We start from the raw sequence: 19,787 nt of genomic DNA on the forward strand, positions 1-19,787 counted from the left end.
AATCAAATCTTTAAAATATTATACATATATTTTATCATTAATAATAAAATTAGTCTTCCGATTTATCAAAATATTTTTATATTTATTACATATTTTTACTTTTATTATCTTTCATTTTAATTATGTATTATTGTGCTAATAAAAAAATAAATATATATTATTAGCACACCGCTTTTATAACTCTTATGGCATTTTTATAAAATATTATATCAATTTTCTCTGGGCTAAAATTAATTTTATTCTTTTATTGCAGCTCTAATATTTTATGCAAAATTCAAATGTTATATGTAATAGACTAATTATTCTTATTGTTTTAGAATATGATTCATTTAAAATTGAATTCTATCTTGAGTAACTTAAATTTATACCTTATAATCAATTAGTAGATTCTATTAATTGTAATCACAATTTAGTTCCAATGGAAAGGGGAAATTCTAAAATGAAAAATTGTATAGTAGCGCAATCAGGCGGTCCAACTTCTGTAATAAATGCTAGTGCCATGGGAGTGCTAGATGAAAATATTAACTCTCAATATTATGATAACGTTTATGCTGGCATAAACGGAATACAAGGTATTTTGGATGACCATATAGTAAACCTATCTAACATACCCTATGATGAGGTTAAAGGATTAAAGTATACTCCTTCCTCTGGTCTTGGCTCTTGCAGGTATAAGTTGAAATCCTTTGAGGAAAGTCCTGAAGAGTATTTAAAACTTTTTAAAATATTAGAAAAACATGAAATTAAAACCTTCTTTTATATCGGAGGTAATGATTCACAAGATACTGTACATAAATTTAGTATTTACGCAAAGCAGCATAATAAGGATGTAAAATTTATTGGCATTCCTAAAACAATAGATAATGACCTGCCAATTATGGATCATACCCCGGGCTTTGGTAGTGCAGCTAAACTAATTGCCACATCAGTCCTTGAAAACTTCCTAGATTCCAGTGTATATCCTGCAAAAGGAGTCTTCATACTTGAAACTATGGGACGTGATACCGGATGGCTAGCAGCTAGTGCTTGCGTTGCAACTATTAACGGTAAACCTGCCGCAGATTTTATATATCTTCCAGAAGTTGCTTTTAGTCCAGATGATTTTTTAAGGGACATAAGTAAAAAACTCACAGAGAAAAATCACGTTTTCGTAGTAGTTTCTGAAGGCATTCGAACTAAAGAAGGCAAATTTTTAGGCGAAACTTACTCAACCGGACTTGATAAATTTGGTCATGCTCAGTTAGGTGGTGTTTGTGCATACTTGAAAAATTTAATTTTAACAAATAATACGGCTGAAAAAGTTAGAGTTTTAGAACTTTCAACAATTCAACGTTGTTCAATGCACTGTGCATCACAAACTGATATTGATGAGGCCTATGAAGTAGGTAAAGCCGCCGTTTCTTATTCTGTTGACGGAATAAGCGGAAACATGATAGGTATAAGAAGACTTTCCAATACGCCTTATGCATCCGAACCTTTTGTACTTGAAACCTCTAAGGTTGCTAATAACATTAAATACTTCCCTCTAGAATGGATTAATGAGGAAGGTAATAATGTAACTCGTGAAGCCTACGATTATACATTACCATTAATAATGGGGGAACCAAAAATCTCTATTGAAAATGGTCTTCCAAAATATACGTTTTTAGAGGTCCCTTTTAAATTCTAGAGCAAAATCACCTGGTCCTCCCAGGTGATTTTATTTTTTCAAATAAATAAATCTCCTTCTAAAGTCGTTAATTGCAGCATCGCAGATGATGATTAAATCAAAAAAAATGATAGCACAGATATATATCCACGCTACCGAGTTAAGGACTTTTAGTGAAAACAAATCATTAAATACTTACACTGCATTATATAACTATCTACTAACTTGCCTATGTTTATAATATCACAAATATAATCATTTGCATATGGAATTTTCTAAAAATTGATATATTCTTTTTATATAAATTCATTTTTTTAATTTTTCCGACTTTTCACTTAACAAAAATCATTTAAAGATCTTCAAAATAAAAAAAGCTCTACGAAAAATTTTCATAAAGTTTTTTTAAATTCTATATATTAGAATAATGGATTTTCATTACCATATTTAAAATAGATTAATGAATTCAAAAATCTTTGATATTTATTAATTTCAGAGCTAACTTCTCTTCCTCTAAAAACAACCATTGAGATAACTTCCCACAAAAACACCCAGCCGCCTATATTAAATCCTTGTTGTATAGTCCCTAAAATTATATTGCCCTCAATAGAGGTACTTAAAAAAACAGACACCGCTAGTAGACTAAGTGATGTGAGTAAATATTTAAATAACCTTCGATAATTATCCTTTAAAATTTTAATTTCTTGATGCAAATAAAAAGAGTAGTAGGTTTTAATACCTGCAATTAACAATTCTTCTCGATTTACGTCTTTTTCCTCTTTTGGCAAGTAGAAGCATATATCTACTCCATGTTTAGCGGGAATCTCTTCAAAACAGTTTTCAAGAAAATTTGCTAAATCCGGATCCATATCTCTTTTTTTAAAAGGAGCATGATCCCAGTCATTAAATATATCATTATACTTGTCTAAGGCTACCTGTATAACATAATTTCCTGTACTAGTATTTTTCTCGTAAATTTTTTGAAGATAATCATTCTTTTTCGCTTTGATAATTTTTTTCTTCCATTTATTATTCATGTTCTGCAATATATTTTGCATATTATCAACCCTTCATAACCATTCAGTTATGTCTTATTATACACCGATTACTATGAATAGCCAACTAGAGCCATTCTAGATAGCTTACGGATTATTCAAGTTATCCTCTAGTTTCCGTTAAAGTCCTTATGTTTAGACAGCTATTTGCAACTATTTATTTAAATGAGCCTAAGTACCAGTTTAAAATTCTATCCCCCCAAATTATAACCGAAAAAGCAGCTATTATTATAGAAGGACCAAAGGGCATTTCTGATCTCCCATTTTTCTTCTTAAACTTCAATAAATAAACACCAACGGCACCACCAATTATAAAAGAAAAGAACATCATAAGAAAGGTTAATTTAAAACCTAAAAACAGGCCACAAAGTCCACAAATTTCTGCATCACCCCAGCCCATACCTTCTGTTCCAATAATAAGCTTGGATAATAAAATAATAACAATTATGAATCCTGCACCTAATAGAGCACCATAAACGTAAGTAGCTACTGGTTGCCCTAGATAAAAATTCACCCCTAGTAAAACAATACCCATAGCAATTGCTACCCATGTGGTTGTATTATACACTTCCATAGTATCATAATCTATCATAGCTATAACTATTAAAAAAGGTATAAGTATTAGATACCTTAAGAGAAAAATGCTGACTCCATATTGAAAGTAAGTTAATAAAAAAAGTATGGCAGTGGCAAGCTCTACCAGTGCATATCTAATAGATATCTTCTGTTCACAGTTCCTGCATTTACCCCTTAAAAAAATCCAGCTAATCACTGGTATAAGATCATAAGACTTAATGTTACTTCCACAGGTGGTACAATGAGAAGGCGGATATGCTATACTTTCTTCTCTTGGAATTCTGTATATACATACATTTAAAAAGCTCCCTATTAATAGTCCTAATATAAAAATAGTTATCGGAAAAATACTTTCCATTGGATCACCTCATTTAATATTATTTTATAACTTTATTACCTACAACACAACATTATTTTACAAAAATCCAATTATAAATTATTAGTCCTCACTTTTATAAGTGAGGACTTTTCCTTCTTAAATTATTTTTTTATTTATCTGCATTTTTTACAACTTCTGGCCCATATGGCTCCTTACCATTTGGATATACTTCCGTCTTTTCTACATAAACTGTTGCAATACCGGCGCTAACTGCTACGGAAAAATTTTTACCTTTGCTAACAGCAGATGTTGGTATTGACTGAAGATAACTTACTATAGCAATAGCACCAGCATCCGTAGCAGTCGCCGTAATTTCAACTGGCGAAGCAGAAGTACCTATTGTTTCAGCTATCTTCTCTTGTGCTACTAAAACAGTAACTGCATCAGCTATTGTCTTTGCCGTAGCAATATCAACTTTTACTTTAGCATCCTTTTGTATACTAGCATACTTGGGCACCGCAATTGCAGCTAATACAACAATAATTGAAATTACAATTATAAGCTCAATCAGAGTAAATCCTTTTTTCTTTTTTACATTTTTCTTCATTTTTGGTTCCTCCTCTTATTATGTTTTTTATTTTAACTCCTTTGGAGAGCTAATAACTTTGGATGGTTTACCACCTATAGATTTTACCGAAATTATGCCCTAATGACTTTTAAAATTCTGTCCACTTTTTTTGAATTGTAAACATATATTTATAATTATTTTTCACCTAGTTAAAAGTTAATTTCCCCTTTTATTTGACAACAAAAAAACACACTCCTATTGAATATAGAAATGTGTTTTATAAATAATCGACTTATTTTTACTTTTTATTTTGCTCGTTATTTAGCATGAGTTCTATAAACTCAAATTTATTATAGTGAAACAATCCTCTGGAAGTAATTTTAACTTCAGGTATTACCGGAAGTGCCATAAAAGATAAAGTTATAAAAGGATCAAATTCGTCGCGTACTCCAAAATTTCTAGCAATTCTATTAAGCCTCTTTAGATTTTCTGCCACCATATAGGGAGTTTCAAAGCTCATTATTCCAGCAATTGGCAAGTTTAACTGTGCAATAACTTTTCCCTCAGAAACCATGGATATACCACCACCAATAGTAACAAGAGTATTAACAGCCACCTCCATGTCCTTATCATTATCTCCCACCACTATAACATTATGAGAATCATGAGCTATAGTTTGTGCTATGGAGCAATGTTTTAACCCTAAGCCTTCTATAAACGCAACAAAATGTTTACCCGTATTATGATGTCTTTCAATTACTGCTATTTTTAATATATCTTTTTCCACGACTCTCTTTACATATCCAAATTCATTTTCTATTTTTCTCTTAACCAATTTAGTTTGCAGGGAATTTGGAATTAATTTTATCACATTTATATTTTCAGCTGTACTTTGTACTTTGAAAATTTCACTATTTATGAAATCCATATGCATTGAAGAATTTATCTTTAAGTTAACGTATTTTTTATCCTGTAATTCTGCATACACCTTTCCGTTTTTCATAACTTTTTTTATGTTTAGCCCCTTTAAGTCTTCAAATAGCACCAAATCCGCTTTATAACCTGGGGCTATAGCGCCTCTATCCAATAAGCCATAACACTTAGCTGCATTATAAGAAGCCATTATAAAAGCTTTTATAGGACTCAGTCCCTGTTTTATAGAAACTCTAATACAGTTATCTATAGATCCAATTTCTAGCAAGTCATCTATATGCCTGTCATCCGTGCAAAATAAAAATCTTCCAAAATTGCGATTATTAACAGCGGGGAGTATGTCTTTTAAATTCCTTGCTGCGGATCCTTCTCTTAGCATAACGTACATTCCCATACTAACTTTGCGTGTAGCCTCCACAATATTAGTACATTCATGGTCTGTTCTTATACCGCAGCTTAAGTATGCATTTAGCCCTTTCTTTGAAATATTAGGGCAATGCCCATCAATATGTTTATGCTTTGCCATATCTATTTTTTTTAACATATTTTCATCTGAATTTTCAACTGAAGGCACGTCCATTACTTCGCCGAGACCTAAAACTCTATTATTATTTATTAATTTTTCTAAATCTTCAGCATTAAGGATGTACCCATTATCCTCAAATTTTGTTGCTGGTACGCAAGATGGTAGCATAAAAAAAACATCTATAGGCGCGTCTTTACTATTTTTAAGCATAAAATTAATGCCATTCATTCCATCTATATTAGCTATTTCATGTGGATCTGCTATTACTGTAGTTACACCTTTTTTAATAACCACCCTTGCAAACTGCTCTGGCATAATCATGGATGATTCTATGTGTACATGGGCATCAATGAACCCTGGTGCCACATATAAATCTGTACAATCAATTTCCGCATCCCCTGTGTATTCACCAATGCCTACAATAGTATCCCCAACTATTGCAATATCCCCTCTATCTATACTTTCAGTAAACACATTAATATAATTTGCATTTTTTAGCACCAAATCAGCCTTAGCCCTTCCCATAGCTACATCAACGTTTCTTTTAATTCCATCCACACGCTCTCCCCCTCCAATATTTTTCATAAGCCTTATATTAAATTATTACGGAAAGGGCCACAGTATTCCTTATTGCTAATTTAAGTATAAATTTTCTTTGCAAATAAAAAACACAGCTATTGCTGTGCTGTGATTTCTTCGGGTTTTAAATTTATTCTATTGTACCAATCTATATAGATATAAAATAAACTGACAACGTCCTGTTGATTATATAATAGTATCTTATCCTTTTTCTCTTGAGGCATTCTATTTATATAGTCATCATCTTTTACTATTTTACCAAAGGTTTTAGCTAAATTAGAACCACTTATTAATTCACTTTCGCGATCAATCTCAAATTTCTTTTCCAAAGCTTTAAGTCCAATACATGTTCCTTCAGCTTTTTCATAACATTTTTGTAAATCTATTTCTCCAAAATACCCCTCTAATAAAAAATCTGTTTTATGCGCTTTTAATAAATAATTTATAACTGTAAAATCATTGTTTCCTGAAAATGTAACTATATATTTTTTATTATACTTCATTTTCATTTCTTCAAAATAATTTTTAGCTAAAGATAATATTTCTACAGCATCTTTTTTATTTTCCGCCATATATTGAGTAACCTTTAATTCCTTTGAAATTTCATCATAAACGCAACACCCAAAAACTCCAATGCATATGGGCTTTTTATAAATGTAATGTTCTAAATCAAAAAACAATGCATCTTTAAAGAGTTGTTTATTTCCGTCTATGGTAAGTGAGCCTTCCATACAAATTTCTCCCACTTTAACACTACTAAGTTTTGTAATCATAATATCACTCTTTTCTACTAAGTTTACTAGCTTTCCTAGCAAGTTAACTAAAGAACAAACCCATAAATTTGCACATATCTAACTTAAAACTCTGCTCTATCTATTTTATCACAATTTCACTATTATATGAAAGCATTTTAAAAATTTTGTTGAATTCCCCTGTTATTTTACATTGACACCAATCGATAATCATGTTAAAATGATATTGAGAATTATTTTCATTAAGGGGTGACTATTATGAGTATTTATGATTTAAAACCAGGCGATAAAGCATTAATTCATTCGGTTTGCGGTGATGAAAAGTTTGCTAAACGGTTACTAGCATTAGGGTGCATAGAAGGTACTGAAGTAACTTTAAAAGCTACTGCTCCTCTAGGCGATCCTATAATTATAAATTTACGTGGTTTCAATTTAGCCATTAGAAAAAATGACGCTAAAAATATAAATATAAAAATGGCATAATTATTGTACACAGACATAATGAGGAGGATTTGAATGATCACTGCTGCACTACTAGGTAATCCTAACGTTGGTAAAACAACTCTATATAATGCACTTACAGGTTCTAACCAATACGTAGGTAATTGGGCGGGAGTAACAGTCGAAAAAAAAGAAGGCTTTATTGATAATAAAATTAAAATTGTTGATTTGCCTGGCATTTATGCAATGGATACTTATTCTAATGAAGAAAAAGTTTCCAAAGATTTTTTGCAAAATGGTAATGTGGATGTAATTATTAATATTGTAGACGCATCCAGTCTTGATAGAAATTTATATCTTACTACGCAATTAAAACAATTTAATAAACCAATAGTTTTAGTGTTAAATATGGTGGATGTAGCTATAGCTAAGGGGTTCGATATTAATTATAAGCTCTTATCACAAAAACTAGGTGTAACAGTAATACCTATAGTGGCTTCAAAGGGAAAGGGAATCTCTGATGTTCGAGATTGTCTTCTTAAAGAGGATTATATTACTAACTCTTCAAAGAGCCTAAAATTCAAAGATGAAAAAGAAACTTATGCATACATTGAAGTTTTACTAAAATCAATCACTAATAAGAAAAATGATGATAAAGTCTCTGTTTCGGAAAAAATAGATAAAATTGTGCTTAATAGAATAATTGCTTATCCACTATTTTTCGGAAGTTTATTTTTAATTTTTATGTTTACTTTTAGTTGGGTAGGAAAACCTTTAGCCGATTTTCTAGATACCTTGCTTAATGATTCTTTTGTTCCATTTCTGAGTAATTTGCTTTCCAGCAACAGCCCATGGTTTTCTTCATTATTAGTTGATGGTATCGTAAGTGGTGTAGGTTCTGTAGTAGTATTTTTACCAGTTATCTTAGCATTATTCTTGGGCATTTCATTTTTAGAAGACAGTGGTTACATGGCAAGAGCTGCTTTTATAATGGACAAGCTAATGAGGAAAATGGGTTTATCAGGTAAAGCATTTATCCCCTTAATTGTTGGTTTCGGTTGTTCTGTTCCAGCCATAATGTCTGCTAGAACTCTAGAGAGTGATAAGGACAGGAAATTAACTGCACTTTTAGTACCACTTATGTCCTGCAATGCAAGGCTACCGGTTTATGCCTTATTTGCATCAGTGTTTTTTCCTGGAAAAGAAACGCTCATGGTATTTTCACTATACCTTATGGGTATTGGACTCGCTTTTGGAATTGGTCTCCTCTTCAAAAACACACTGTTTAAAAAAGACGAAGAGCCTTTTATTATAGAATTGCCTGAATATAAATTACCAGAAATAAAAAGCTTATTACTACACACTTGGGAAAAAGGTAAAGGGTTTTTAAGGAAAGCTGGTACTATAATCTTTTCAATTTCCGTAATAGTATGGTTTTTATCAAATTTCAACACTACAGGTATGGTTGATATAAACTCCAGCTTTTTAGCTGCTATTGGAAAATTTATAAACCCAATATTTATTCCACTTGGATTTGCTTCTTGGCAAAATTCCATAGCACTATTAACTGGTCTTATGGCTAAAGAAGTAGTTGTAGGTACCATGGGCGTTATATATGGTGGTAATTTAACACATATATTGCCTAGTTATTTTACTCCTCTATCAGCTTATAGTTTCCTGGCTTTCGTATTACTTTACACTCCTTGTGTATCAGTAATAGCGACTATGAAAAAAGAATATGGAAATAAAATGGCAATTTTTTCTGTAGCTTATCAATTAGTATTAGCATGGGTAGTATCTTTTATAATATTTAATGTAGGTAGTATTATAATAGGATAATAAAAAGAGGCTATTTGAAGTAGCAGCCTCTAGTATAAAATATAGTGAGGTGATGTGCCAATGGAATTTATTATTGTTGGCGTAATTATTATTGTAGCTGGATATATCTTATATTCTAATATAAAAAAACAAGCAAAGGGTGATTGTGGTTGTGGAAATGGCTGCAAAGGTTGTAGCCACAGCTGCGAAACAAAGCCGTCTGCTAAGAATGGTGACAAAATCGAATGAAAAACAGCCCTATAATACATAAATGTATTATAGGGCTGTTTTTTATGATAATTGGCTATTCACCACTTTTAGTGGGCCATTTGTCTTTATATTACTATTTAAAAGTGACATTTGTTTTTTAGCTAATTTTTCTTTCCTTTTTAAATCCAAATCATTTTCAATAATGTCAATCACCTTGAAAATTTTAGGCAAATTTAGGACATCTTCGTAATTGTGAAGCATAAGGATTTCTTTTAATTTTTCATCATGTTTTACTAAGTATTCATTATATATTTCAACGCTCTTGGCTCCATTTATTTCATCTCGCCTTTTAATACCCGCAAACTTCTCTACACTTTTTAAACTACAGTTCTTCATTCCCATCTTTTTATGGAATGGTCTTATAATCTTAAACAAGTCAATGTGTTCACTAGGCAGCCTAAACCCAAGATTATGTCTATTCATCTTTCTAATTACGAAAGGTTCATCAAAAGCTGTACCATTATAAGAACACCATTTTTCAAAATTATTCATAGATTTTTTAAGTTCTTTCAAAATGCTCTCCTCTTCACAAGGCGATTCTGCAAAATATTGAACAACTTTAAATTGATCTTCTTTTAAGTAATATCCTAGTGATATCAATACTATTTTATCACGTTCAAAATCAAAACCTGTAGCCTCAATGTCCAAATACGCAATAGTGTCCATCTTATATTTTCTAAAAATCTCCTTGGGTAAAGTAACGTTAATTTCATATTCTTTGATAAACATAGTTCCCCCTAATCTATAAAAAAAGAAAAGTATTACAACAAATGTTTTTCTATTTGCTAAGTAATTCTAAATAAATTTTACATTTTTCTATATTTTAATAATACATTAAAAACAAGGTTATTGCAAATCATTGCAATAATAAACAAACAAATAAATAATATGTCTGCATGTTATTTATTTGTTTGTACTTAAGCTGCTCTATTACATTCTATCTACCACTTCTATACCTATAAGATTTAATGCATTCTTAATTACTTGGCAAGTAGCTTCTACCATTTTAATTTTTGCTTTTTTATTAGACTCATCTTCTAAATTAGCTATATTATGCTGATTATAGAATTTATTAAAGGACTTAGCTACCTCAATAACGTATCTTGTAACCATAGATGGTTCTAATTTATCAATAGCGTACATAATTGAGTTTTGGAAACCTTCTAGCTGCTTTACAAGTTCAAATTCTTCTTTAGAATTTAATTTATTGTAATCAAGCTCTACATTAGTTCTAATTTCATTAGAGGTCAACCCATTGCTATTTTCTTCAACTTTTCTTAATATGCTTTTTGCTCTTGCATAAGTATATTGAACATATGGACCTGTTTCTCCATCAAAGCTAAGCATTTCTTCCCAATTGAAAACAATATCTCTTTCTCTATGATTTTTCAAATAAGTGAATATGATAGCACCTATTCCTACTTTTTTAGCTACCTCTTCTTTATTTTCCAGTTCTGGATTTTTTACATTTATTATTTCAAGAGTTTTCGCCACTGCTTCACTTAATAGCTCATCTAAGAAAATAACATCACCTTTTCTTGTAGATAATTTTTTATCTGCAAATCTTACAGTACCAAAAGGTACATGCACGCAATCATCTGCCCACTCATTACCCATAAGCTTTAATGTAGTAAATACTTGCTTAAAATGAAGAGCTTGATCTTTTCCAACTACATAAATGTTTTTATGAAAATCGTAAGTCTTCTTTCTGTAAGTTGCTGCTGCTAAGTCACGTGTTGCATAAATTGTAGCCCCGTCTGATTTTTTGATTATGCAAGGTGGTATATTATAATCATCTAGCATTACAACCTTAGCTCCATTACTTTCTACAAGTAATCCCTTTGACTCTATATCTGCAATTACATCTTCCATTTTGTCACAGTAAAAACTTTCTCCAGCATATGAATCAAATTTAACATTTAATGTTTCATAAAGTTTTTTAAACTCCACTAGGCTTAAGTCTCTAAATTTAGTCCAAAGTGCAACTTCCTCAGCGCAGCCATCTTCTAGTCTCTTAAAGTACATTTTTGCTTCATCATTAAGTGTTGGATTTATGTCAGCCTCTTCATGGAATTTAACATAAATTCTTAATAACTCTTTAATAGGCTCTTTTTCTAAAGCCACTTCATCTACCCAATTTTTATAAGCATAAATAAGTTTACCAAATTGTGTTCCCCAATCACCTAGATGATTAACTCCAGTACAATTGTATCCTTCAAAAGAAAGTATCTTGTATAGTGAGCTACCAATAACTGTAGTAAATAAATGTCCTACATGAAATGGCTTTGCTATATTAGGTGATGAATACTCTACTACTATATTCTTACCTTCACCCATTTTAGATGAGCCATATTGATCGCCCTCTTCTAATATCTTTTCTATAGTAGCTTTAATAAATACTCCTTTGTCTAAAAAGAAGTTTACGTAAGGACCAAAACACTCTATTTTTTCAAAACCCTGTTTGTCAATTTTTTCTTTTAAATCTTTAGCTATAGCATTAGGTGCTTTTTTCATTGTTTTTGCTAATTGGAAACAAGGAAAAGCAAATTCTCCCATTTCAGGCTTTGGTGGTATTTCAATTAAATTTTCTATTGTTTCTATGTCGAGTTCCACCAATTGTTTAATTCTTTCTGCAACTATTTTCTTATAATCCATATTATTTCCTCCTAATTTTAAAACTCATGTATTTTTTAATATAACAAAAAACCCATCTCTAAATAAAGAGACGGGTTATATTTCCGCGGTACCACTCTAGTTGACTATAAAGTCCACTCAATATTTTAACGCTCTTCGCGGCATGCCCTATAAGAGTCAAAAATTATTCCTTCTAACTAGTTCAGGCAGCATCTCCAAGGTTCTTTTCCTAAAATTAATCCGATTAATTTTGTTAAATAGTTACCCATTTAACTTCCTATACCTTACAAGGCTTACACCATTCCCTTGCTCGCTTTAAGATTAATAAGAAAGTACTATCCTCTTCACAGAATTTAGTTGTTATATATTTATTTCATATTACACTATATTATATTACTACTAGCATATTGTTGTCAACTTTTTTTCTAGCTTCATCATTTTTTCTAATATTTCTCACTTAATCTTTCATTTAGAACCCACCCGATTATCCCATCTTTCTTAATTAATGTTTGATTATTTGACCTTTCTATTATTGACACTATGTCCCCTTTTGAAAGTGGAAGAAAATAATCTGTGCAGTCATAACAGCGCATTCCATCATTAGTTTTAAAAAGCTTAGTATTCTTAATCCATAATTTATGATTTGAAGATATATGTCTGCAAAAACTAAATTCCATTTCCTCTTTTAACAATTCCACAGCATTGTCCATCCATGAAATTTGAATCGTATTTGAATTATCGCTTTGCTCTTCTATAATTACCCCTTTAGGTAAATCATCACTGGCAACATATGTTATACTTTCAACATCATCACCATTAATTATTAAAGCATTTAACTGACCCTCTGTTTTAATAATATTTCCCCCATCAATACTGATAATTTTCTGTTCTTTTTTTATAATTGGATTGCAACAAGCCTTTTCTTTCCCATAATTAGCCGTTGGCCAATGACCAACTATTACATATTTAGAAAAAAATAAACCCTGCTCCAAAAATGCATCATTCTTCATGACTTTACTTGCATCCTGTTCTCCTAAATTTTCAGATGTAATACCAGCATGAGCAAATATAAAGTTTTCTGTTTCAATGATGTGGGGTAATTGCTCTAACCACTCAATTTCACAACTGAAATTTTTCATTATCTGTTTCTTGATATACTTAATATCTGATTTTTCATTAACTTCAATTGATAGTTCATAGCACATTTCATTTAAAATACTATTTTTTCGCAATATCATATATCTTAAAAGATTTTCGTCATCTATTTCATATTTGATATCTTCCCAAATTGCATCACAGTTGCCACTTACTATATAAACTTCATTTGTATTTTCTAGTTCAATTACATACCTTAAAGTTTTCAAACTCATGTTTCCTTTTTCAATCAAGTCCCCTACTAAGAACAAGATGTCATGTTTTGTATACGAAACCTTTTCCAAAATTGTTTGAAAGAGATTTAGATTACCATGTATATCACTTATTACAATAATCCTTTTATTCTCTGATAATATAATTTTTTTCACTTTAGCTTTAATTATTTCTCCCCCTCTAAATTATCACCTGCGGTACTGAAATGTTGTTAAACTATAATTCAGTTTTCAGCACCCAATAGGAATATTTACCATAATAACAATATACCACAACCTAATGATAATAAAAACACCTACCTAAGCAGATGTTCTTTTTGATACTTGAATTTTTATAGAAATAATTACTAATTGTTGAGGCTTCCTAAAATCTCCTTAACCCTTGATACTCTCAGAAAACTTTTGCAAATCAGTTATAGGCTCTTTACAATTAAAATTTTCACAAATATAAGCGGTGGTTTTCCCCTGCAATGGTTTATAAGCTTCTATTTCAAAATTTATAGAATATAGCCTTTCATCACCAGTATTTAGAACTACTGTAGCAAAAGGTAGGTAATTACTATTAATTTCTTTAATCATAGCTTTTGTTTCCACTTCCTGCTCTTTTCCCGCAACTATAATGTCTTTTCCTGGTACCCTACTATATAGTAGGGCCGTCATAAAATAAGCATGAGCACTTTCTATAGTTTTAACCTTTGAAGCAAAAACTTCAAATTGCCCATATGCCTCATTTTCCAGCTTACTATTAGCAGTTAATTTAGCAAGCCTTAACATATTTAAAGTAGCCACTGAGTTACCTGAAGGCACCGCACCATCATAAATATCTTTAGGCCTAACAATTAGTTCTTCTCCGTCAATCCCATATAAAAATAATCCACCCTGATCTTCATCTTTAAATAGCTTAAGCATATTATCATTAAGTTCTAGTGCTTTAATTAAATATCTGACATTAAAAGTGGCCTGGTATAATTCAATTAGCGCATTCACTGTGAAAGCATAATCCTCTAAATAACCCAAGTGAGCTATTTCACCCTCCCTATATCTGGCCATTAATCTGCCCTTTTCATTAACCATATTACTTAAGATAAACTCCATAGCCTTTTCTGCCTGCTGAATATAAGTGCTATTATCAAAAATTCTTCCTCCATAAGCTAATGCTGCAATCATAAGTCCATTCCAAGAGGTTAATACCTTGTCGTCCTTATAGGGATGAATTCTTCTTTCTCGATATTCAAAAAGCCTTTGTCTCATTTTTTCTAGTTTGTACTGTAAATCCTCATCTGGCTTAGAGCTACTTTCCATACCTATGAGATTTGGAATATTCCGACCTTCAAAATTTCCTTTTCCAGTTATATTGTAGTGATCACAATAGGTTTTATAAAATTGCTCACCTAAAACTAAAGCCACTTCCTTTAATGTTAATAAATAAAATTTGCCTTCTTCTCCTTCACTATCTGCATCTTCAGCGGAATAAAAAGCCCCTTCTTTCGAAGTCATATCTCTGAGTATATAAGTGAAGATTTTCTCAGCCACACCTTTGTAGAATAAATTACCCGTGGCTTCAAAAGCCTCAACATATACAGAGGCTAAAAGTGCATTATCATATAACATTTTCTCAAAGTGAGGTACTAACCATTTCTCATCTGTGGAATACCTTGAGAACCCAAACCCAATATGGTCAAAAATTCCGCCCTCATACATGGCTTCCAGTGTTTTCTCTACCATTTCTAAGGCTTTGGGCTCCTTATAATTTTTCCAATATCTTAATAAAAATCGTAAGTTGTGAGGCGCCGGAAACTTTGGAGAAGAACCAAATCCACCATAACTCGCATCAAAGACACTTTTGAAACTATTATATGCATTATGTATTTCTTCTTCTCCTATTTCTTCCCTTATAACCTTTGTATCAATGCCTTTTATATGCTCTACTATTTTTTCACTAGATTTTACAATATCCTCTCTTTTTTCATTCCACTGCTGCGCAAGGGAGTTCAGTACATCCATTATCCCTGGCATTCCATATTTACTTTCCACAGGGAAATAAGTACCTGCATAAAAAGGGTTTTTATCAGGAGTCATAAAAATAGTTAAAGGCCAACCACCACTTCCTGTTAAGGCATGGCATACCGTCATATAAATACTGTCTATATCTGGACGTTCTTCCCTATCTACCTTTATAGCAACAAAATACTTATTTAAAATAGCTGCTACTTCCTCATTTTCAAAAGATTCTTTTTCCATTACATGACACCAATGACAGGTACTGTACCCAATAGAAAGGAATATTGGTTTATCTTGTGCTTTTGCTTCAGCAAAAGCTTCTTCACACCAGGGATTCCAATTTACTGGGTTATATGCATGTTGTAACAGGTATGGACTCTTTTCATTAACCAATCTATTAGACTTTTCACGCATCTTCTGATTAGACATATTATCACGCTCCCTTCATATTTTATTTCTTATTACTATGCCCAAAGATGCTATCGAATATAATTCGATAGCATCTACTTCTATAAAAAGTTTGCATCTGTTTTTACCTCTTCTCTTCTTCATTACCATTACACACAGTATTTTTAAATCTCTGAATTATTATTGTTAACAATGAAATTTTAATCTACATTTCTAATTGAATCAATTATACTAGTAGAAAGTAGTCTTTTAAGAGGTCCAACAGATGCTAGTATACACATAACCATCGACACTAAAAACACCTGCAAAATACTTTTCCAAGGAAAAAACCACTGAACAGCTTTATCATATTTTATCGCATTATACAAAATAATATGGAGGACAACTCCCATTATACTTCCTAGTATAGAACTAAAGACACCATATAATAATCCTTCTTTTAATATCATACTTCTAATTTCATCATTTCCCATACCTATAGCTCTAATCATTCCAAATTCTTGTCTGCGCAGTATAATATTCATACTTATTGTGTTTATTATATTTACTATTCCTATAATAGTTATTATAATTACAAAACTATATAGTATTACGGATATACTTCTTTGAGCATTCTTATAAAATTCTAATTGATCTTTATAGGATATTAACTTCCCTTCTTTGGGACCTTTTGCATATTGGTTAAGCTTGTTTTTTATATAATTTTCATCTAAATTTTCTTTTGTATTTATTCTTAATACCCTATACTTATCTTCTTTTAACCAACTTTTTAAAACATCCTCATGAATAATAACTACAACATTAATTCCACGATCCATTGTTGGAAATGGTAGCTTATTTAATATCGCACCTATTGAAACTTTTTTATTATATTGGTTCCATATGTCATCTTCTTTCATAGCACTCTTTAAATTAAGTTCATCGTTTATTATTAAATTTGTACTTTTTTCACTGGAAAAATTCTGAATTAAAACAACCTTATTATTATTTTTCATATCTTCTACATCTAACTTTCCATCATCTAAATATTTACTCATTTCTTTCAATTCTTCATCATTGCATCCATACAATTCTATTGTAACATTATAAATACTACTTTTTATTTTGGAATCATCCTTATTATTCTGTAAAGATACTTCCTTCAATTTTTCTTTGTATACTTCTGTAATTTTATCTCCATAAATGTCGAAGGATCCTCTAAAATATAAATTCTTATTAACCGAAGTTACACCTTGTATATCTAATATTTCACGTACAACATTCTTACCATAACCTGTATTTTTTTCACTATCGCTGGCAGTTAAAATATAATCAGAATTTATATCCGCCTCTACGTTTTTTACAGGGTCAATCCATACACAAAAACTTGTCACTGTAATAAAAAGTATTATACTAATACTTAATGATATAACTGTTGCTAAAAATCTCTTTTTATTCCTTGTTAAGTTTGTATATGCCATGTCTGTTGTGAATTTCCTAAACACTTGAATTTTTTTCTTTCCATTTAAATTCTCTAACTTTTCTCCTTGAACAGATGTATTATTTATTGCTTCCATTGGAGATATTTTTGATGCTTTTTTCGATGGAAAATATATAGACACAAATATAGCTACAAAGCATACTACAAAAGATATCATAATTCCACTAAATGGTATCGCTGCATTGCCTTTAAAATTAGTACTAAAGCTAAATAATTTGTTTATTCCATTCATAGAAATAATGCCCACTATAATCCCAAATGGTATAAATATACAGCCTATTATTATTCCCTCTCCAAATATTAATTTTTTAATTTGCTGTGTATCTGCTCCAATGGCTCTTAAAAGCCCAAATTCGCGTATTCTTTCTACTACTGAAATACTATATATATTATAAATTACAGATATAGCCGAAATAATTATTATTATACCTAAGAAAACAAAAATCATATTAGCTTTTTCAGCAGAATTTAAAGTACTTATATAGCTATAGTTCTCCTTAATAGAAACCCCATGTCTTTCACCCATACCTATTAATATTTTTTCTATATCAATAGATGTCTTAAGTGTGAAATGATGTATATATCTATATTCATCCTGTGAAAGTGTATTTTTCACACTATCTATAGTCAAGTATCCTTTAGCATTTTTATCTCTCATTGAATCCACTCTATTTTCCAAGATACCAGTTAAAATAAATTCTTTTTCTCCATTTTTAACTGCTGGTGACTCCTTACCATCTTTAAAGTTTATATAATTAAATACATAATTAAGATTTACCTTGTCCCCTATTTTAACCTTCTCTTTAAATTTATCAAGTACCCATTTTTCTAGAGCTATTTCTGAATCTTTCTCTGGAAAGCTCCCCTCTTCCAACTTAAAATCTAAAAGTTCTGTATCTATATTGTCATAACCATTTAATTCAATTTTATTATCTGTATCATCAATTTTAGCATAACCCATTAATATACTAGTTCCAAACTTATCTATTGAAGGTTCATTTTTCAGTGTCTTTATACTTTCAAAATTTTCCGCTTCCATGTAAGAAGCATAATACTGACCCCCACTTTGCTTTTTAGCGTTTTCTGTTTTTTGTTTGTTATAATTTAACAATGTTAAACTTAAACTTGTAATTAGCATAGCCGAAAGCATTACGCTTACAGATATAAATAAGGTTCTCTTTTTATTTTTTATCAAACCCCTTGGTATAAGTCCCCAAAAGTTCTTCATTATCTCACCCTCGTGTCCTCAATGATTTCTCCATCTGCAATGGTTATAATTCTATCTGCACAAGCCGCAACCTTAGGGTCGTGGGTAATCATTACAAGCGTTTGGTTGTATTTCTTTATAGACATAGTGAGAAGTTCTAACACTTCCTTACTATTTTTACTATCTAAGTTTCCAGTAGGCTCGTCAGCAAATATAATTGAAGGTTTAGTAGATAGTGCTCTTGCTATAGATACCCTTTGCTGCTGTCCCCCTGATATTTCTCCAGGTAAGTGAGTTTTTCTATTTTTTATATCTAAAATTTCCATAAGTTCATTTATGTAATCCTTATCCACCTTTTTTCCATCCATTAAAATTGGAAGTTTAATGTTTTCTTCAACGGATAATATGGGAATTAAATTAAAAAACTGAAATATAAATCCTATGTTTCTTCTTCTAAATCTAGATAACTCTTTTTCACTCATAGAATAAATATCAGAGCCATTAATATATACATGCCCTGCGGAAGGTTTATCAAGACCAGCTAATAGATGTAGCAGTGTACTTTTTCCCGAACCACTCGGTCCTACTATTGCAGTAAATTCACCTTTTTCGATAACTAAATCTGTAGATTTTAGCGCTTTAACAGATGCTTCACCTGTGCCGTAGGTTTTTGTTAGATAATCTGTTTTTAGTAATTCCATAATACGTTACCCCCATAAATTATTATAAAACCATTTATTTCCACTTTCAAAATTCTCCTTTTATCTTTTGTAAGATCTTTAATACATCTTATATAAAATATAACATTTTTTCAATAAAATAACAATCCTAAGCACATTAAAAAGTAGTTGTTTTATCATAAAAAACTACTTTCATATTCTAATAATTAAATTAAAATATATGAGCTGATTATATTAAATCAGCTCATTTTTATAAAACTGGTATTTATTTGTTTATTTTCTTAAGTTATTATTCTAACCGAATATTCCCGAAAGAAGTCCACCGCATTTCCCTACACATGTATTATCACAGTAATTAGCACAACCTGAATTACAAGCTCCAGAGCATCCATTATTACAAAATCCTATACATTGTGCAGCACACCCTGGAGTACATATAAACCCTTGTATGTCATTTCTCGACTTTGCATTGTTTTTAATAAAAAATTGTTTCATTTTACATCCCCCCAAAATTCAGTATAATTAACA

General features: G+C 30.8%; 16 protein-coding genes. 4 read left to right on the top strand and 12 right to left on the bottom strand.

Annotation, left to right across the window (positions count from 1 at the left end; translation table 11 throughout):
* Positions 1-439: 439 nt before the first annotated feature.
* Positions 440-1,669, top strand: a complete 1,230-nt coding sequence (locus ACREV6_RS02295; protein ID WP_431576418.1) for a 6-phosphofructokinase — start codon at positions 440-442, stop codon at positions 1,667-1,669.
* 395 nt (positions 1,670-2,064) lie between these two features.
* On the opposite strand, the gene ACREV6_RS02300 is transcribed toward ACREV6_RS02295, so the two are convergent.
* The 5 genes from ACREV6_RS02300 to ACREV6_RS02320 all read right to left on the bottom strand — a co-directional run bounded on the left by ACREV6_RS02300 (position 2,065) and on the right by ACREV6_RS02320 (position 6,974).
* Positions 2,065-2,703: a hypothetical protein gene (locus tag ACREV6_RS02300; RefSeq protein WP_431576419.1), complete on the bottom strand. Its 639-nt coding sequence runs from the start codon at positions 2,701-2,703 to the stop codon at positions 2,065-2,067.
* 154 nt (positions 2,704-2,857) lie between these two features.
* Positions 2,858-3,634, bottom strand: coding sequence for a prepilin peptidase (locus ACREV6_RS02305; protein WP_431576420.1), 777 nt, complete (start codon positions 3,632-3,634; stop codon positions 2,858-2,860).
* Positions 3,635-3,764: 130 nt separating this feature from the next.
* Positions 3,765-4,202, bottom strand: a complete 438-nt coding sequence (locus ACREV6_RS02310) for a prepilin-type N-terminal cleavage/methylation domain-containing protein (RefSeq protein WP_431576421.1) — start codon at positions 4,200-4,202, stop codon at positions 3,765-3,767.
* Positions 4,203-4,461: 259 nt separating this feature from the next.
* Positions 4,462-6,180, bottom strand: coding sequence for an adenine deaminase (ade, locus tag ACREV6_RS02315; RefSeq protein ID WP_431576422.1), 1,719 nt, complete (start codon positions 6,178-6,180; stop codon positions 4,462-4,464).
* Positions 6,181-6,296: 116 nt separating this feature from the next.
* The gene (locus tag ACREV6_RS02320; RefSeq protein ID WP_431576423.1) at positions 6,297-6,974 is read right to left on the bottom strand and encodes a ribonuclease H-like domain-containing protein; all 678 of its coding nucleotides are present in this window, start codon (positions 6,972-6,974) and stop codon (positions 6,297-6,299) included.
* A 237-nt stretch (positions 6,975-7,211) separates the two neighbouring features.
* Here ACREV6_RS02320 and ACREV6_RS02325 point away from each other — a divergent pair, with 237 nt between their 5' ends.
* Genes ACREV6_RS02325 through ACREV6_RS02335 form a run of 3 tightly spaced genes read left to right on the top strand, consistent with a single transcriptional unit; the run spans position 7,212 to position 9,461 of the window.
* The gene (locus ACREV6_RS02325) at positions 7,212-7,436 is read left to right on the top strand and encodes a FeoA family protein (RefSeq protein WP_431576424.1); all 225 of its coding nucleotides are present in this window, start codon (positions 7,212-7,214) and stop codon (positions 7,434-7,436) included.
* 33 nt (positions 7,437-7,469) lie between these two features.
* The gene (gene feoB / locus ACREV6_RS02330; protein WP_431576425.1) at positions 7,470-9,233 is read left to right on the top strand and encodes a ferrous iron transport protein B; all 1,764 of its coding nucleotides are present in this window, start codon (positions 7,470-7,472) and stop codon (positions 9,231-9,233) included.
* A gap of 60 nt (positions 9,234-9,293) precedes the next feature.
* Positions 9,294-9,461, top strand: coding sequence for a FeoB-associated Cys-rich membrane protein (locus ACREV6_RS02335; protein WP_431576426.1), 168 nt, complete (start codon positions 9,294-9,296; stop codon positions 9,459-9,461).
* Between the two features lie 42 nt (positions 9,462-9,503).
* On the opposite strand, the gene ACREV6_RS02340 is transcribed toward ACREV6_RS02335, so the two are convergent.
* From ACREV6_RS02340 to ACREV6_RS02370, 7 genes are all read right to left on the bottom strand, one after another.
* Entirely contained in the window at positions 9,504-10,211 is a 708-nt protein-coding gene (locus ACREV6_RS02340) for a ribonuclease H-like domain-containing protein (protein ID WP_431576427.1), read from the bottom strand.
* Between the two features lie 201 nt (positions 10,212-10,412).
* Entirely contained in the window at positions 10,413-12,137 is a 1,725-nt protein-coding gene (gene argS, locus ACREV6_RS02345; protein WP_431576428.1) for an arginine--tRNA ligase, read from the bottom strand.
* A gap of 422 nt (positions 12,138-12,559) precedes the next feature.
* Positions 12,560-13,639 carry a metallophosphoesterase gene (locus tag ACREV6_RS02350; protein WP_431576429.1) on the bottom strand — a complete coding sequence of 360 codons (1,080 nt, stop codon included), beginning with the start codon at positions 13,637-13,639 and terminating at the stop codon, positions 12,560-12,562.
* Positions 13,640-13,858: 219 nt separating this feature from the next.
* Positions 13,859-15,913 (bottom strand): thioredoxin domain-containing protein, encoded by a 2,055-nt coding sequence (locus tag ACREV6_RS02355; RefSeq protein WP_431576430.1) that lies wholly within the window; start codon positions 15,911-15,913, stop codon positions 13,859-13,861.
* Between the two features lie 179 nt (positions 15,914-16,092).
* Positions 16,093-18,600, bottom strand: coding sequence for an ABC transporter permease (locus ACREV6_RS02360; RefSeq protein WP_431576431.1), 2,508 nt, complete (start codon positions 18,598-18,600; stop codon positions 16,093-16,095).
* Positions 18,600-19,280 carry an ABC transporter ATP-binding protein gene (locus ACREV6_RS02365; protein ID WP_431576432.1) on the bottom strand — a complete coding sequence of 227 codons (681 nt, stop codon included), beginning with the start codon at positions 19,278-19,280 and terminating at the stop codon, positions 18,600-18,602. Before ACREV6_RS02365 ends, ACREV6_RS02360 begins: the two co-directional genes overlap by 1 nt.
* 273 nt (positions 19,281-19,553) lie before the next feature.
* Complete coding sequence (locus ACREV6_RS02370; RefSeq protein WP_431576433.1) at positions 19,554-19,754, bottom strand: hypothetical protein; 201 nt, start codon at positions 19,752-19,754, stop codon at positions 19,554-19,556.
* Positions 19,755-19,787 lie beyond the last annotated feature (33 nt).

Source organism: Clostridium sp. (assembly GCF_050717515.1).
Classification (GTDB): domain Bacteria; phylum Bacillota; class Clostridia; order Clostridiales; family Clostridiaceae; genus Clostridium_AD.

Coding starts and splice junctions, on each gene's coding strand:
- ACREV6_RS02295 (WP_431576418.1), top strand. CDS start 440: ATGAAAAATTGTATAGTAGCGCAATCAGGCGGTCCAACTTCTGTAATA.
- ACREV6_RS02300 (WP_431576419.1), bottom strand. CDS start 2,703: ATGCAAAATATATTGCAGAACATGAATAATAAATGGAAGAAAAAAATT.
- ACREV6_RS02305 (WP_431576420.1), bottom strand. CDS start 3,634: ATGGAAAGTATTTTTCCGATAACTATTTTTATATTAGGACTATTAATA.
- ACREV6_RS02310 (WP_431576421.1), bottom strand. CDS start 4,202: ATGAAGAAAAATGTAAAAAAGAAAAAAGGATTTACTCTGATTGAGCTT.
- ACREV6_RS02320 (WP_431576423.1), bottom strand. CDS start 6,974: ATGATTACAAAACTTAGTAGTGTTAAAGTGGGAGAAATTTGTATGGAA.
- ACREV6_RS02325 (WP_431576424.1), top strand. CDS start 7,212: ATGAGTATTTATGATTTAAAACCAGGCGATAAAGCATTAATTCATTCG.
- feoB (WP_431576425.1), top strand. CDS start 7,470: ATGATCACTGCTGCACTACTAGGTAATCCTAACGTTGGTAAAACAACT.
- ACREV6_RS02335 (WP_431576426.1), top strand. CDS start 9,294: ATGGAATTTATTATTGTTGGCGTAATTATTATTGTAGCTGGATATATC.
- ACREV6_RS02340 (WP_431576427.1), bottom strand. CDS start 10,211: ATGTTTATCAAAGAATATGAAATTAACGTTACTTTACCCAAGGAGATT.
- argS (WP_431576428.1), bottom strand. CDS start 12,137: ATGGATTATAAGAAAATAGTTGCAGAAAGAATTAAACAATTGGTGGAA.
- ACREV6_RS02355 (WP_431576430.1), bottom strand. CDS start 15,913: ATGTCTAATCAGAAGATGCGTGAAAAGTCTAATAGATTGGTTAATGAA.
- ACREV6_RS02360 (WP_431576431.1), bottom strand. CDS start 18,600: ATGAAGAACTTTTGGGGACTTATACCAAGGGGTTTGATAAAAAATAAA.
- ACREV6_RS02365 (WP_431576432.1), bottom strand. CDS start 19,280: ATGGAATTACTAAAAACAGATTATCTAACAAAAACCTACGGCACAGGT.
- ACREV6_RS02370 (WP_431576433.1), bottom strand. CDS start 19,754: ATGAAACAATTTTTTATTAAAAACAATGCAAAGTCGAGAAATGACATA.